Raw genomic sequence first — 15,723 nt, forward strand, 5'->3', positions numbered from 1 at the left:
TGAGCGTTTGCTGAATGAAGCGCCTGCGGGATATCGTACGTCCATTTATCTGGAAACGCTGGCTGTCGTTGTTTCTGGCGCTGCTGCTATTGGTGCCGCCCGAACTGGGCGCGGGATGGAATTTCAATACCATCAACGAGCGGACGCAACGGCTCTATGGCCCCGCGACGCCCACTGCCCAGCGCAATATTGATGCCTGGGAGGCGTTGCTTAAACAGCCGACGCAGGGCAACATTCAGGCCACCCTGAACCGCGTGAACCAATTTTTTAATTCGCGCATCCGCTTTGTGGACGATATAACGGTGTGGGGGCAAGAGGATTATTGGGCGACCCCGGTGGAAGCATTACGTAAAGGCGCGGGAGATTGCGAAGACTACGCGCTGGCCAAATATTTTACCCTACGTGAATTAGGTGTTCCGGCAAGCCAACTGCGAATCACCTACGTTAAAGCATTACAATTAAATCAGGCACATATGGTTGTGACATGGTATTCGACGCCGGACGCTATTCCGCTGGTCCTCGATAATCTGAAGCCCGCCATATTACCCGCCACCGCCCGCAGCGATCTGCTCCCTGTTTATTCCTTTAATGGGGAAGGTTTATGGATCCCGCAGGCCAGCGGCAGCAAGCGCGTTGGCGACAGTAAACGACTTTCACGTTGGCAGGATCTTCTCACCAGGATGCGTGCAGAAGGGTTTGTAATTAATGAATAGGAAGCGGTCATGTCCCTTTATAAACAGCTACTGATTGGCATCTGCCTGTTTACGCTGACGATATTCTGCGGCAACTTTTTTGCCACGCTGGAAAGCTCACGCGAGCAGTATCACAACCAGCTGAGTGCGCATGCCCAAGATGCCGCCACGGCGCTCGGCCTCTCGTTAACCGCGCATATCGATGACCCGGTCATGACCGAGCTGATGGTGAACTCCATTTTCGACAGCGGCTACTTCTACCGCATTCAGGTCGTGGATATCAAAACCGGCAAGCCCATTATTGAGCGTCAGAACATCCCGCCCAGCGCCAACGTGCCTGGCTGGTTTGCCCGCATCGTGCACCTGAACCCCGGCCAGGGCGAAGCTATCGTCATGCGCGGCTGGACGCAGGCCGCGCGCGTGGAGGTGGTCAGCCACCCGATGTTTGCGCTGTCGCGCCTGTGGAGCAGTCTGGTCGCCAGCTTCCTGTGGCTAACCGGCTGTAGCGTGTTGTGTATCCTGGGCGCGATGTTCCTGTTGCGCCACCGTCTGCGCCCGCTGAACTACATCGTCGAACAAGCTACCGCCATCAGCCGCCGCGAGTTCCTGAGCCTGCCAGCACTGCCGAAAACGCCGGAGCTGCGTCGGGTTGTCGAAGCCACAAACATGATGGTTACCCAGCTGAAAGCACTGTTTAGCGAGCAGGCCCAGCGCACCGAGGCACTGCGGCAGGAAGCCTATAACGACAGCCTCACCGGACTGAACAACCGCCGCGCTTTCGACATCAAATTCCAGACCCGCCTGAGCGATGAAGACCACGCCGACGGCAACCTGATCCTCCTGCGCGTGCAGGATCTGATGGGCCTCAACCAGCGCCTTGGCGGTGCCAACACCGATAAACTGCTTAAAGCGGTTGCCGATATCCTCAGCAGCCTCCAGCAGCGCTACTTCCATAGTGAAGGTTTTGTCGCCCGCGTACGCGGTGGCGAGTTCGCCATTATCACCGCCCCCGTCCTTCCGACGGAGATGGAGAGCTTCGCTAACTCACTGAACACACAGCTCAAAGCGTTGTATGAAACAGGCCTGAGCGACGTCAACCCGGTGGCGCATTTTGCCGAAGTTGCTTTCCACTATGGTGACACGCCACAGAACCTGCTGCGTCAGGCGGACCAGATCCTGGTGGCCGCCGAAGCCGATATGCGCACCTTCGTCGACCCGGCATTGGCCGCGCAGCAAACGCCGGATGAGGACCACCACCACTGGCATCAGCGCCTGACGGAGATTCTGGATAAGGAAGCGTTTGAGCTTTATTCGCAGCCCGTGTACGAGTGCAATAGCAAACACGTTGTTCTCCATCGTAAAATTCTGGCGCGTATTAAAACCACCGATGGCGAAATTATCCCAGCAGGCCGTTTCATCCCGTGGGTTCGCCGCCTGGCTCTGGGCCGCCGTATGGACGTCGTCATGCTCAAACAGACGCTGCGCGCGATGGAAAGCACCACCCACGCTTTTGCACTCAGTATTAGCGGTGAAAGCGTCGCGGACGACGAGGGGTTGAACGCCCTGCTCCAGCCGCTGAAAGCGGCGCGCCACCTGGCATCGCGACTGACGCTCGAGCTGGATGAGAACGAACTACCGGAGCCAGAACGTGTCACCGTGCTGGTGAAAAAACTACAGGAATTGGGCTGCGGCCTGGGCATTCAACACTTTGGCGGTCGCTTCCACCTGATTGGTAACCTGCCGCAGTGGGGGCTGGCGTGGATTAAGGTCGACGGCGGCTATATTCACCACATCAATGAAGAAGAAGATAAAAAACTCTTTATAGAGGCGATTTACTGGGCGACACGCCAGATCAACGTCCCCCTTATCGCTGAACGAGTGGAAACCGAAGGCGAGCTGGCCGTGCTGGAAAAAATTGGCCTGTATGGCGCAATGGGCCGCTATTTTAGCGATGCCAGCACACTACAATAATTTTCAGGAGAGCAGCCATGCATTTTATTGAGCGCGATGGTGAAGGACGGATCGTTCGGGTTGAAGCCGCGGAATTCAGCGGGATGACTGAGCAAAGTGCGGAGACAACCGCAGAGATTAGCGAGTGGTTGAAAGTGGAAAACCTTCGCGCGGCCACGCTACAAAGACTGCAACAGAGCGACCTGGAAATGGTTCGCGTGCTGGAAGATCTCATTGAAGTACTGATGAGCAAAGGGGTTATCAGCATTACCGACCTGCCGCCAGCGGCACAAAATAAGCTGTTAAACCGCGCCCAGGCGCGACAGGCGCTGAGCGGATTGGAAGGTCTGATCGGCGATGACGAAGAAAGGTTGATATAACCCAATAATAAAGCTGATTATTTAAGGTGCATGAATAATGTGCCTTAAATATCATTAGTGCTCTAACGATCGTTATTCCCCCCTATTTTTAGCAGCCGCTAGCCATTCTGGCGGATTAAAACAACCTTAAAATCAAAGAATAAATTCTCACTTCGTCATATTCTTGGCTTAAGATACGACTTATCGCCGATCCCGGGTGCATTGCAGCGTTCGAAATATCAGCACCATTAATCAATCTAACGGCAATCACCTCTTAGATCCGCGATAACATAACGATAAAAATATTCCAGCGGAAACGGAAAACACCGCGCAAGACCAATGGGAGAGCAAGATGAACGGTATAGCCGGCACAATTAAAGCGATTATCGGTCAGGTCTTCGCAATTTCACCTGACGGAACCCGGCGCCTGCTCGTTGAGGGCGATAAACTCCTCGACGGCGAGCAAATTGAAACCGGCGCCAACGGTGCCGTCACCCTCGCTCTCCCTGACGGGAAAACGTTAGATCTGGGCCGCGACAGCCACTGGGATGGCGGCCACGGCATCGCCACCACACCTGACGCAACCGACACCACGGATATTGCCGCCATTCAGCAGGCGATTGCGGATGGTCAGGACCCGACACAAATTCTTGAGGCCACCGCCGCAGGCCCACAAACCACGACCGGCAGTGGCGAGCCCGGCGCAGGCGGTGCCCATACTCACGTTATCCTGGATCTCACCGGCGAAAGAGTCGACCCTACAGCCGGATATCCGACTGAAGGTCTCGATTTCCCCAATACGCCGATAGAAGAGGAACTGACGGTTCTGGATCGATCGGATACTGAGGATGAGAGTGATTCGGACGCCGACAGCGATTCGGATTCTGACAGTGACTCCGACTCGGACAGCGATTCGGATTCCGATAGCGACTCCGATTCCGACAGCGACTCGGATGCCGACAGTGACTCCGATTCTGACAGTGACTCGGATGCCGACAGTGACTCCGATTCTGACAGCGACTCCGATTCTGACAGCGACTCCGATTCTGACAGCGACTCCGATTCTGACAGCGACTCCGATTCTGACAGCGACTCCGATTCCGACAGCGACTCGGATGCCGACAGTGACTCGGATGCCGACAGTGACTCGGATGCCGACAGTGACTCAGATTCAGACAGTGACTCCGATTCAGACAGTGACTCCGACTCGGACAGCGATTCAGATTCCGATAGCGACTCCGATTCTGATAGCGACTCGGACTCCGACAGTGACTCCGACTCGGATAGCGATTCGGATTCCGATAGCGATTCGGATTCCGATAGCGACTCCGATTCTGACAGCGACTCCGATGCCGACAGTGACTCGGACTCCGACAGTGACTCCGATTCTGACAGTGACTCCGATTCCGACAGCGACTCCGATTCCGACAGCGACTCCGATTCCGACAGCGACTCCGATTCCGACAGCGACTCGGACTCTGACAGCGATTCCGATTCCGATTCCGATAGCGACTCCGATTCTGACAGCGACTCCGATGCCGACAGTGACTCGGATTCCGACAGCGATTCCGATTCTGACAGCGATTCGGACTCCGACAGTGACTCCGACTCGGACAGCGATTCGGATTCCGACAGCGACTCCGATTCAGACAGCGACTCCGATTCTGACAGTGACTCCGATTCTGACAGCGACTCCGATTCCGACAGTGACTCCGATTCTGACAGTGACTCGGACTCTGACAGCGACTCCGATTCTGACAGCGACTCGGACTCTGACAGCGACTCCGATTCTGACAGCGACTCCGATTCTGACAGCGACTCCGATTCTGACAGCGACTCCGATTCTGACAGCGACTCCGATTCCGACAGCGATTCCGATTCTGACAGTGACTCGGACTCTGACAGCGATTCGGATTCTGACAGCGACTCGGACTCCGACAGTGACTCCGATTCCGACAGTGACTCGGATGCTGACAGTGACTCGGACTCTGACAGCGATTCGGATTCTGACAGCGACTCGGACTCCGACAGTGACTCCGATTCCGACAGTGACTCGGATGCTGACAGTGACTCGGACTCCGACAGTGACTCCGACTCGGACAGCGATTCGGATTCCGACAGCGACTCCGATTCCGATAGCGACTCGGATTCTGACAGCGATTCGGACTCCGACAGTGACTCGGACTCCGACAGTGACTCGGACTCCGACAGTGACTCCGATTCTGACAGCGACTCGGACTCGGACAGCGATTCGGATTCCGACAGCGACTCCGATTCCGACAGCGACTCCGATTCCGACTCTGACTCTGACTCCAACGTCACCCTCAACGTCAATGTGACCGCGACGGAGTCATCGAAAGTCACGCAGGTAAACGGCGGCAGTAAAGATCCAAGCGGAAATGGTTTTGACGTCGATAGCAACGGAATGATCGTCGCGGTTGGCGCCAACGTGGTGGTCTGGGTTTCGGCAGGGGATATTGGAAAATACGTTTCCAGCGATATTCCTGCTGAAAATATTCACGTTTACGACCAGGGTAATGCGCAGGGTAACGAGGGTAAAACAGATATCTTCGTACTCCATGAAGACAGTACCTATACCCAAGGTGATGGCACACAGCACTCAATGAACGCGGTGAACGGGAATCGAGAGCCGACGTCGAGTAACGCCAACGACTACATCTTTGTTCCGGGTTCATCAAGCTGGAGCTCGTCTGCGGGCTCAGCCAACGTCAATAACAGCATCAACTATTACGAAAGTGTAAACGTCACCATTAACGGTAAAACGTATGGCGGCAACAACCGGGTGAGTGAAGTTATTTCCGGTGACGGGAAAGAAGGTCTGGATCCTTCACATCCGGATACCCATACCACCTGGCAGTATGAGCTGAACATTGATGCGAACCTCGATGGTGCGGCGGGTAATGACCATATCTCGTCGATCAAACTCACCGGGTTGCCGCCGGGGACAACAATCAGCTACAACGGCGAAGACTATACGGTTGATGCGCATGGAAATGTGGTTATCGATATCACCGGTGATAGCAACCTGGATATGGATCTCACCTTTACCTCATCGACCCAGATAGACGATCTTGGGTCGATCAAAGTGGAAATCACCACTGAGGTTGATGGTTCGTCGCACTCGTCAGGCGATATCGATGCCAACAGTGGCGATCACGCGATCGCCATCACTGGCGACGAAGATCATCACGCGGATAGCGACTCGGCTACTCTGATGAGCGCAGATGACGATGTGCACCACGCGACTGCCGATCACGTCGATACTGCGGATAGCACCGATAGTTCGCCGGAGCATACATCGGACGATCATACGGAGACGACTGCGTCAACGGATACAACCGATGACAGTGCCAGCACAGATCAAACGCAAGAGACAGGTTCAGCAGAGCAGTCGGAAGAAGCGTCAACAGCGGATCAGATTGAAGGCGATAGCGTCGCTGACCACAGCGTTGACGCAGACGTGGACGGAACGGATAACGCGGAAACAACAGGCGCGGAACAGGATACCTCGACCCTGCTGGTTGACCACGATGATCTCGACCTGAGCAATGTCGATCAGGATGCGTCGCTGACGCAAACTGCTGAAGAAAGCCCGGAAACATCGCTCACTCTCTTGCTCGATGATATCGATAGCCAGTTGAACAGCGCTGATACCGCGCAGAGTGAGGTAACACCGACGGACAACTCAGCAACGGTCGAAAACAGCGAGTCGAATCAGGTGAAGGTTATCGATCTCAGCGACATTATCCATGATGATGACGCCAAAGATCTCAGCTCACTGATTCAGGTTGCTGATCCTACTGATAACGACCCGGCGGCAGGACACATTCAGGACGTGCCAGCTGAAAGCTCGGATAGCGACGGTGGGGAACACTGGGGTGTTCATGAGGCTGCCGAACTTGATAGTCTTATCGCGCAACCAGATACGGATGTCTAATACAAAAGGGCTAGCGCAGGCTAGCCCTTTTCTTTTCCACTGTCGAATACATTCAAAAACCCTAAGTATATAAACCAATCTTTCTTATCTATTTTTTTATACCAGATGGTCTGATATTACGTATTACCACCATAAAATACCTACAACAAAACAATTATAGATACGAAATCACGTTATTCTAACCAATATGCGTTACCCAATACGTTAACAGGTTAAATTAATTAATCAATCATATGAATAAAACTAAAACATTCCAAATGATATATCCTTTTCTTACAACAAGATAATCTTATGTATTAGAGGTAACACTGGAATAAAAACCAGCCAGGAATCAAGTATCAGAACACCTCATTTATTATCAAAAAGTTATAACCTTATAATGCAAAAACATTGCTGAACGTGGCTAAAAAAATACATAAAGATAATTAACTTAATTAAGTATCAATAAGTTACATGCAATAGCATCAATAACAATCTCCATATGCAACTTACTCACCTACGGAAAATAATCACATCCTAATTTCTTTACAGAAAATTCTTACCAAAACGACATTAAAATCAAAGAAAGCGTTTTTTTTGCATATTACCTTACCACTATAGCCAGCTTTTATTTACCAGACCTCATCTCCATGAGGGGCTGGAATACTATCAGCACACTCACAAAAAGTATTAGCTGTAGTGTTTTGTGTCGCAGGTGCTGTCATGGAGCAACGTAATACACCACAACTCTATGAGCCATGAACAAATGGAACCGTTCACGTAAGATTAAGAGGAGTAAGATATGGCTGATGTAACCGGAATAATAAAAGCGATTATAGGACAGGCCTTCGCTATTTCACCTGACGGAAGCAGACGCTTACTGGTGGAAGGGGATAAAATTTTTGCCGGCGAACAAATTGAAACAGGTGCCGATGGCGCAGTCACGGTAAGCCTGGCAAATGGCAAAAATCTCGATCTTGGGCGCGATAGCCTCTGGGACAGCGCAAGCATCTCCCCTACTACGACTCCTGAAACCACTCCTACTGACGTCGCAGCCATACAGCAGGCTATTGCCGATGGTCAGGACCCGACCCAAATACTTGAAGCCACCGCAGCTGGCCCGCAAACCATCGTTGAAAGCGGTGGCGCACCTGGCGTCGGCGGCTCACACACGCATGTGATACTGGATCTGACCGGTGAAGTGGTCGACCCTACTGCTGGCTACCCTACGGAAGGCCTGGATTTTCCCGATACGGATATTGTAGAAGAACAGACCATTCTTAATCCGGATGAAAATATCGCCACCGGAGATGATACAGACGCCGATGCCGATGCTGATGCCGATGCCGATGCCGATGCCGATGCCGATGCTGATGCCGATGCTGATGCCGATGCCGACGCTGATGCCGATGCCGATGCCGATGCCGACGCCGATGCTGATGCCGACGCCGATGCCGATGCCGACGCCGATGCCGATGCCGACGCGGATGCCGATGCGGATGCCGATGCGGACGCCGATGCCGACGCGGATGCCGATGCTGATGCGGACGCCGACGCCGACGCCGATGCCGACGCGGATGCCGATGCCGATGCTGATGCGGACGCCGACGCCGATGCCGACGCCGATGCCGATGCCGACGCCGACGCTGATGCGGATGCCGACGCTGATGCCGACGCTGATGCGGACGCTGATGCCGATGCCGACGCGGATGCGGACGCTGATGCGGACGCTGATGCCGATGCCGACGCGGACGCTGATGCCGACGCGGACGCTGATGCCGACGCTGATGCTGATGCCGACGCTGATGCTGATGCCGATGCGGACGCCGATGCCGATGCGGACGCCGATGCCGATGCCGATGCCGACGCTGATGCGGATGCCGACGCTGATGCGGATGCCGACGCTGATGCGGACGCTGATGCTGATGCTGATGCTGATGCGGACGCCGATGCGGACGCCGATGCCGACACAGATGCAGATGCCGATGCCGACGCTGATTCCGACGCCGATGCGGATACCGATAAAATTAAGATTTCCGTTGATATATCTCCTGGCGGGAAATCAGAGAACCCAGGTGAGCCAGTAGAAGATAAGGTTCTTCATATCAACGGCGGAGCAGACGATCCAAGCGGGCTCGGTTTTGACGTTGTGGATGGGAAAATTGTCGCCATTGGCGATAACGTGCGCGTATGGATAACACCAGGTGATGATATTCCTGAGTGCTCTGATCCTGCGAAGCAGATCATGTATTACAACGGTAATAACACCAGCGCCGACGGTGGCGAAAAATACAGCGATATTTTCATTATCCATGAAGGAAGTGGCTTCGAAAAAGGGGGCAAAATCGAAGCCATCAATAAAATTCAAGGCAACAAGATGAACGGCGGTTCGGAATATAAGGATTACATATTCCTACAGGGCGCCGGTGACGATTATAAAATGGAGGCCAGTGACCCTAATACGGGCCGAACCAACGAACTTACTGCTATCACCGTGCTGAATGCTGATGGAAAACCGATTCTCGGCACCTGTAACTTTATTGAAGGCATCATCTACGGCGATGGTCTTTCCGTACATCCGGGCGATACCACGGCCACGTGGACCGTGACCCTAAACCTGGACATCCAGTTGGAAAGCAGCAGCGGCGAACAGACCTTAACCCACATAACGCTGAAGGGGATCCCCGAAGGCGCCGAATTTAAAGGTAATGGGCTAGCCCACTATACCTATGACAATGGCGTTTATACGCTCACCTTTGAGACGGGAACCACGCATTACGAAGGGAAAATGACGATTACCCTCCCGGATGGTGAACAGGTCATCGGCGATATTGTCATGAACGTGGAAACCTCTGCAGGCGACCATACGTTTGACGGTATCAACGGCGAAGAGGCGTTCAGCGATACCGTTGAATATGACTACGACGATAGCGCCGACAACTCAGAGTTACAAATCGCCGACCTGACCGATGGGCTGGGGGAAGAAAGTGTCATGATGGCCATGGATAGCGATCACCAGGACGATGCCTCCCTGGATGCAAACCAGGATGAAGAGCATGCGCTGCAGACGGCGGATAACCTCGACCACACGGAAGAGCACACCGTCGATAATATGGACGACGTTTCGCTGGATACGGCGGACAATACTTCTGATACGCAGGATACCGACGCAGATAAGAGCGAGAATCTGCTGGTTGATAACGACCCACTGGACCTCGATAACATCGATGACGAGTCCGATCGCTCCACAACCGACAGCGATCTTGTGCACGATACGAACGCTGAAACGGAAGAGTCCTCGCTCAGCACGCTGTTAGGCGGTACCGAGGACGATTCTCTTCATGAAACAGAAACCGCCAGCGAGGAAACTAGCCTCAATAGCGAAAGCAATGAGTCTGGACAAGAAGCCACCATTATTAGTCAGGATGAACCATTGTCATTCAGTGATATGATTCACGACGGTGATAATAAGGATCTCTCCAGCCTCATTCAAACAACGGAGACAACGGAAACGGCAGAAACACCGAATGACGTTGAACATGTTCCAGCGGAAGGCGGCGATACGGATGACAATCAAACCTGGGCCAGCAATGACCCTGATGATTTGATTGCGAAGCCAGAAGTCGAAGCCTGATGCATAACGTCATGGGGCTGTTATCAGCCCCATGCACGTCAACACCTGGTTGACTTTTTGTCTAATGACATGACCTCTGGTGGATTAAGCCACGAGTCAGGGAAATGAACGTAAGGAAAGGACGTCATGATGAACAAACACATTCGGATATTAACAGGCATCTCTCTGCCATTACTGTTTGCCAACACGGTTAGCGCAGCAACGCTTGAGCAAGCGGTCAAAGACAGTTTACTGTGGCATCCGCAGGTGAGCGCGTCGGTCAACAGTCGCTATTCTGCAGACCAGGATTTGCGCGCGGCCAAGGGCGGGTATCTGCCGACCCTGGATCTGTCTGCCGGCACCGGTTGGGAACAAACCGACAACTCATCGACTCGCGCGGCGGACGATCATCGCCGTAACCTGCACCGCAGTGAGTCCAGCATCAACCTGCGGCAGAACGTGTTTAACGGCTTCGCCACCTCCAGCGAAGTCGCGCGCCAGAAAGCCACCGTTAACTCGCGGGCGTTCTCGGTAATGAACACCAGCGAAGTGACGGCACTGGATGCGATCCAGAGCTATCTCGACGTGCTGATGCGGCAAAAGATGGTGAAACTGGCGCAGGATAACCTGAAAAGCCACGAACGTATTTTCGATCAGATTCGTTTACGCACCGAGCAGGGCGTAGGCCGTACCGCCGACTATGAGCAGGCGCAGGCTCGTCTTGCGCAGGCGAAAAACAACCTACTGACCGAGCAAACCAACCTAGAGGACGCGCAGGCCAACTACTACAGCGTCGTCGGGAAAGAAGCCACCGGTCTGTCAATGCCGATGACCACAAAGATCCCGGCCTCGCAGGCCGAAGCGCGCAAGCTGATGCTGGAAAACAGCCCACTGCTGAAACAGGCGGACTCAGACGTTGAAGCCACCCGTCAGCAGTACGAAGCGGCGAAATCCCGCTTCTATCCGAGCGTCAATATCGACGTTGGCCGCCGTATGGATAACAACGTTGACGGCACGCGTGGTCACGACCAGGAGTGGCAGGCCATGGTTCGTATGAACTATAACCTGTTTAACGGCGGCAGCGATCAGGCGCAGTTGTCATCCTATGCTTATAAAATGCAGGAAGCGCAGGACGTGAAGCGTAACGCCCTTCGCCAGCTGGATGAAGAGCTGCGGCTGTCGTGGAACGCCTGGCAGAACGCTAAACAACAGGTGCCGATCGCCAAAGATTATGCCGATCGCAGCGCCGTCGTACGTACCGCGTACCAGGAGCAGTTCAGCATCGGTGAACGTAGCCTGCTGGATATGCTGGACAGCGAAAACGAAGTGTTCAACGCCCAGCGCCGTTACGTTGAGATGCAGTTCACGGAGATGTTCACCACCTACCGTATCAACGCACGCATCGGCGATCTGTTAAAACAGCTGAATATTCAGGCACCGTCTGCCGCGCAGCCGGTCGAGGTACAGCAAACGGCACACAGTAATTTACCTGACCTGAAGTAACTGATTTTGGACCTGCGGGTTATCTCATCTCACGATGGGATAACCCATTATATTCTTTAGCCTTAGCGATTTTTTCGCTGGTATATAAGGTCGGATTATGGCGTCTTATACTGATCCACTTGAGCAAGCAAATACCTCTACTGATGACCACATCAGACTCGACCCACGTCAAAACCATGATGATCCCTTACTCGATTCGCTAATGATTGTGTGCAAACTGCACAACGTCATCACCAGCCGAAATGTATTAACCGCCGGTTTACCGCTTGAAGCACACCGACTGACCCTGAGCGCATTTCCGCGAGCCGCTCAGCGCGCGGGGTTAAAAGCGCGTGTGCTGCAGAGGCCGCTGGAAAAAATTACCGCCCTCTCACTGCCGGCCATCGTGCTGCTCAAAAACGATCAGGCCGCGGTGCTGATCGGCTGGGATGATCAACAGCGCGCCCGCCTGCTATCCGCCGAAACCGAAGGTGGCGAAAAGGTGCTTGAGCGCGAAACGCTGGCGGAGAACTACAGCGGGAAAACGATTTTTATTCAGCCGGGACATGAGTTCGGCAGTCAACCTACGGCGACCATTCCTCGCACCAAATCCTGGTTTAAAGACACGTTAAAACTATCGAAATTCCTCTATCTTGATTCGATCGTCGCCAGTTTTATCATCAACGTGATCGCCATTGCCACGCCGCTGTTCGTGATGAACGTCTATGACCGCGTGGTGCCCAATCAGGCGACCGCCACCCTCTGGGTACTGGCTATCGGCATTTCGATCGCCTTTGTTTTTGATTTCATTCTTAAAATTTTACGCGGTGTCTGTCTCGATATCGCGGGAAAAAAGACCGATCTGATTGTCTCGGCAGCGCTGTTTGAACGCCTGCTCGGAATGAAGATGAAGCAGCGCCCTCAACGCGTCGGCGGCTTCACACAGCAATTCCAGGAATACCAATCCATTCGGGATTTTCTTTCATCGCTAACGCTCACCATGCTCATCGACTTCCCGTTCACGCTGTTGGTGCTGCTGGTTATTGCCATTGTCGGCGGTCCGCTCGCGTTCATTCCTCTGCTGTGCTATCCCATCGCATTGGTTGTGAACTGGCTGATCCAGAAGCCTTTACAAACACAGGTTCAGAAAACATATCGCTTGTCGACAGAGCGACAGGCCATGCTGGTTGAGACGCTAACGGGTCTGGATGCCATCAAGGTCAACAATGCGCAAAGCGAGCGTCAGTACCAGTGGGAACAAATTATCGGCCAATTGAGCAAGCTGGAGCTGCGGGTAAAATCGCTCTCCTATATTGCTGTCAACTTTACCGCCTGGGTCCAAAAAATTGCTGGCGTGGCGATGATTATCGTTGGGGTTTACAGCATTATCGCCGGTAATCTCAGTATGGGGGGGCTCATCGCCTGCTACCTGCTCAACCGTCGCGCAATGATGCCGATTGGCCAGCTGTGTAGCCTGATCACCCGCTACCAGCGCGCCAAAATGACCAAAGCGACCATCGACCGCATGATGGATCTGGAGCAAGAGGTCGAAGAAAATGAAGTGCCGTTGAAGCGCGAGACGCTGACTGGCGCCATCGAATTTCGCGACGTCAGCTTCCACTATCCGCAAAACCAGTACCTGTCACTCAACGGTATTTCGTTGAAAATTGAGCCGGGTGAGAAGGTCGGGATTATTGGCCGTAGCGGCTCCGGCAAAAGCTCGCTGGCCAAGCTGCTGGTTGGCTTCTACCAACCTGACGGCGGCACCATTCTGATTGACGGCATCGACGCTCGTCAACTCGACGTCAATGACGTCCGCCATAATATCGGCTACGCGCCGCAGGATATTCACCTGTTCAGCGGCACGCTGCGCGACAACCTGTTAAGCGGCGCCAGCTACGTGGATGAAGAGACCATGCTGCGCGCCGCCACGCTGGCGGGGGTGCATGAATTCGCTCGCCGTCACCCGTCCGGCTATAACATGCAGGTCGGTGAGCGCGGGATGAATCTTTCCGGCGGCCAGCGACAGGCCGTGGCCCTGGCTCGCGCGCTGCTGCTCGACCCACCGGTGCTGCTGATGGATGAGCCGACCAGCTCCATGGATAACACCAGCGAAGATCTGATTAAGAAGTCGCTAGCCCCCATGGTCAGCAATAAAACGCTGCTGCTGGTCACCCACCGCGCCTCGTTGCTCACGCTGGTCGACCGACTGATCATCCTCGACAATGGCAAAATCATCGCCGATGGTCCGAAAGAAAGCGTGATGAACGCACTGAAGAAAGGACAAATTCATGCGCAACGCTAACCGACTTACCCGCTTTATGAAGTGGTTGTTTGGCGACAAAAACGCGTCAACGCTCACTGCTAACGAGGTGAATAAGGCGCTCATTGATGATTCCCCACGCGTGGTGCGAATCACCCTGTGGGCCATTCTCGGCTTCTTTATCATCATGATTGCCTGGGCATCACTGGCCGATATTGATGAAGTCACGCGTGGTGACGGCAAAGCGATTCCCTCCTCGCGCCTGCAAAAAATCCAGAACCTGGAGGGCGGTATTGTCGCCGAGGTCTTCGTGCACGAAGGTGAAGTGGTCAAAGCCGGCGCGCCGCTGCTGCGTCTGGACGATACCCGTTTTCGCTCTAACGCTGGCGAGTCCGAGGCCGATCGTCTGGCGCTGGAGGCCCGTATTCAACGTCTGACCGCCCAGTTGGATAATAAAGAAACCCTGACGCTCTCACCCGAAATTCTGAATAAAACGCCGGATATCGCCAACGGTGAAATGGAACTGTTCGCCAGCGTCAACAAGCGCATTCAGAGCGAACTGTCCGGGCTGAACGAACAGCTGGTGCAGAAGAAACAGGAGCTGCTGGACTATCAGGCAAAAGGCGCACAGTACCGCCGCAGCCTGGGCCTGTTACAGCAGGAAATCAGCATGTCTGAGCCACTGGTCGCCAAGGGGGCGATTTCCAAAGTGGAAGTTCTGCGTCTGCGTCGTTCTGAAGTCGAAACCCGCGGACAGCTTGAGTCCGTGACGCTGGCCGTCCCCAGAGCCGAAGCGGCGATCAAAGAGATTGAGAGCAAAATCAGCGAGACGCGTGGCCGCTATCGCAGCGAAGCGCTGTCTCAGCTCAATGAAGCCCGTACCGATCTCAGTAAAACCGAAGCTTCCGGCAAGGCGATTGAAGACCGTGTCAACCGTACTCTGGTGACTTCGCCGGTGCGCGGCATCGTGCAGCAGCTGATGGTCAACACCATCGGCGGCGTTATCCAGCCGGGGAACGACCTGGTGGAGATCGTGCCGCTGGACGACACGCTGCTGGTCGAAGCGAAAATCCGCCCACAGGACATCGCGTTCTTACGCCCTGGGCAGGAAGCGATGGTCAAATTCACCGCCTATGACTACACCATCTATGGCGGGCTGAAGGCTAAGCTGGAACAGATAAGCCCCGATACGGTCACCGACAAAGACGGTAAGAGTTTCTATGTCATCCGTCTGCGCACCGAAAAAAACCACCTGGGCAGCGACGAGAAACCGCTGATTATTATCCCGGGGATGGTGGCGTCGGTGGATATCATCACTGGTAAGAAAACCATTCTCTCCTACCTGCTGAAGCCGATTCTGCGCGCGAAAGCAGAAGCGTTCCGCGAACGTTAAGCATAAAAAAACCCGGCGTACTGCTGTACGTCCG

At 54.0% G+C, this 15,723-nt stretch carries 8 protein-coding genes; all 8 read left to right on the forward strand.

The features are described from left to right. Positions 1 to 14 precede the first annotated feature (14 nt). The 8 genes from lapG to K7B04_RS03045 all read left to right on the forward strand — a co-directional run bounded on the left by lapG (position 15) and on the right by K7B04_RS03045 (position 15,689). The gene (gene lapG, locus K7B04_RS03005; RefSeq protein WP_163448677.1) at positions 15 to 713 is read left to right on the forward strand and encodes a cysteine protease LapG; all 699 of its coding nucleotides are present in this window, start codon (positions 15 to 17) and stop codon (positions 711 to 713) included. Between the two features lie 9 nt (positions 714 to 722). Then, positions 723 to 2,663, forward strand: a complete 1,941-nt coding sequence (gene lapD, locus K7B04_RS03010; RefSeq protein ID WP_163448676.1) for a cyclic di-GMP receptor LapD — start codon at positions 723 to 725, stop codon at positions 2,661 to 2,663. 17 nt (positions 2,664 to 2,680) lie between these two features. Next, entirely contained in the window at positions 2,681 to 3,022 is a 342-nt protein-coding gene (locus K7B04_RS03015; protein ID WP_163448675.1) for a tryptophan synthase subunit beta, read from the forward strand. 331 nt (positions 3,023 to 3,353) lie between these two features. Next, a complete protein-coding gene (locus K7B04_RS24515; RefSeq protein ID WP_275957283.1) occupies positions 3,354 to 6,959 on the forward strand; it encodes a retention module-containing protein in 3,606 nt (1,201 codons plus the stop codon). Between the two features lie 781 nt (positions 6,960 to 7,740). Then, a complete protein-coding gene (locus K7B04_RS03030) occupies positions 7,741 to 10,572 on the forward strand; it encodes a retention module-containing protein (protein WP_223803466.1) in 2,832 nt (943 codons plus the stop codon). A gap of 129 nt (positions 10,573 to 10,701) precedes the next feature. Further along, a complete protein-coding gene (locus tag K7B04_RS03035; RefSeq protein ID WP_167577359.1) occupies positions 10,702 to 12,054 on the forward strand; it encodes a TolC family outer membrane protein in 1,353 nt (450 codons plus the stop codon). Positions 12,055 to 12,151: 97 nt separating this feature from the next. Continuing rightward, complete coding sequence (locus K7B04_RS03040) at positions 12,152 to 14,338, forward strand: type I secretion system permease/ATPase (protein WP_163447497.1); 2,187 nt, start codon at positions 12,152 to 12,154, stop codon at positions 14,336 to 14,338. Positions 14,339 to 14,354: 16 nt separating this feature from the next. Then, the gene (locus tag K7B04_RS03045; protein ID WP_223804113.1) at positions 14,355 to 15,689 is read left to right on the forward strand and encodes an HlyD family type I secretion periplasmic adaptor subunit; all 1,335 of its coding nucleotides are present in this window, start codon (positions 14,355 to 14,357) and stop codon (positions 15,687 to 15,689) included. The last annotated feature ends 34 nt before the right edge of the window (positions 15,690 to 15,723 follow it).

Source organism: Kluyvera sp. CRP (assembly GCF_019930565.1).
Lineage (GTDB): Bacteria > Pseudomonadota > Gammaproteobacteria > Enterobacterales > Enterobacteriaceae > Kluyvera > Kluyvera georgiana_A.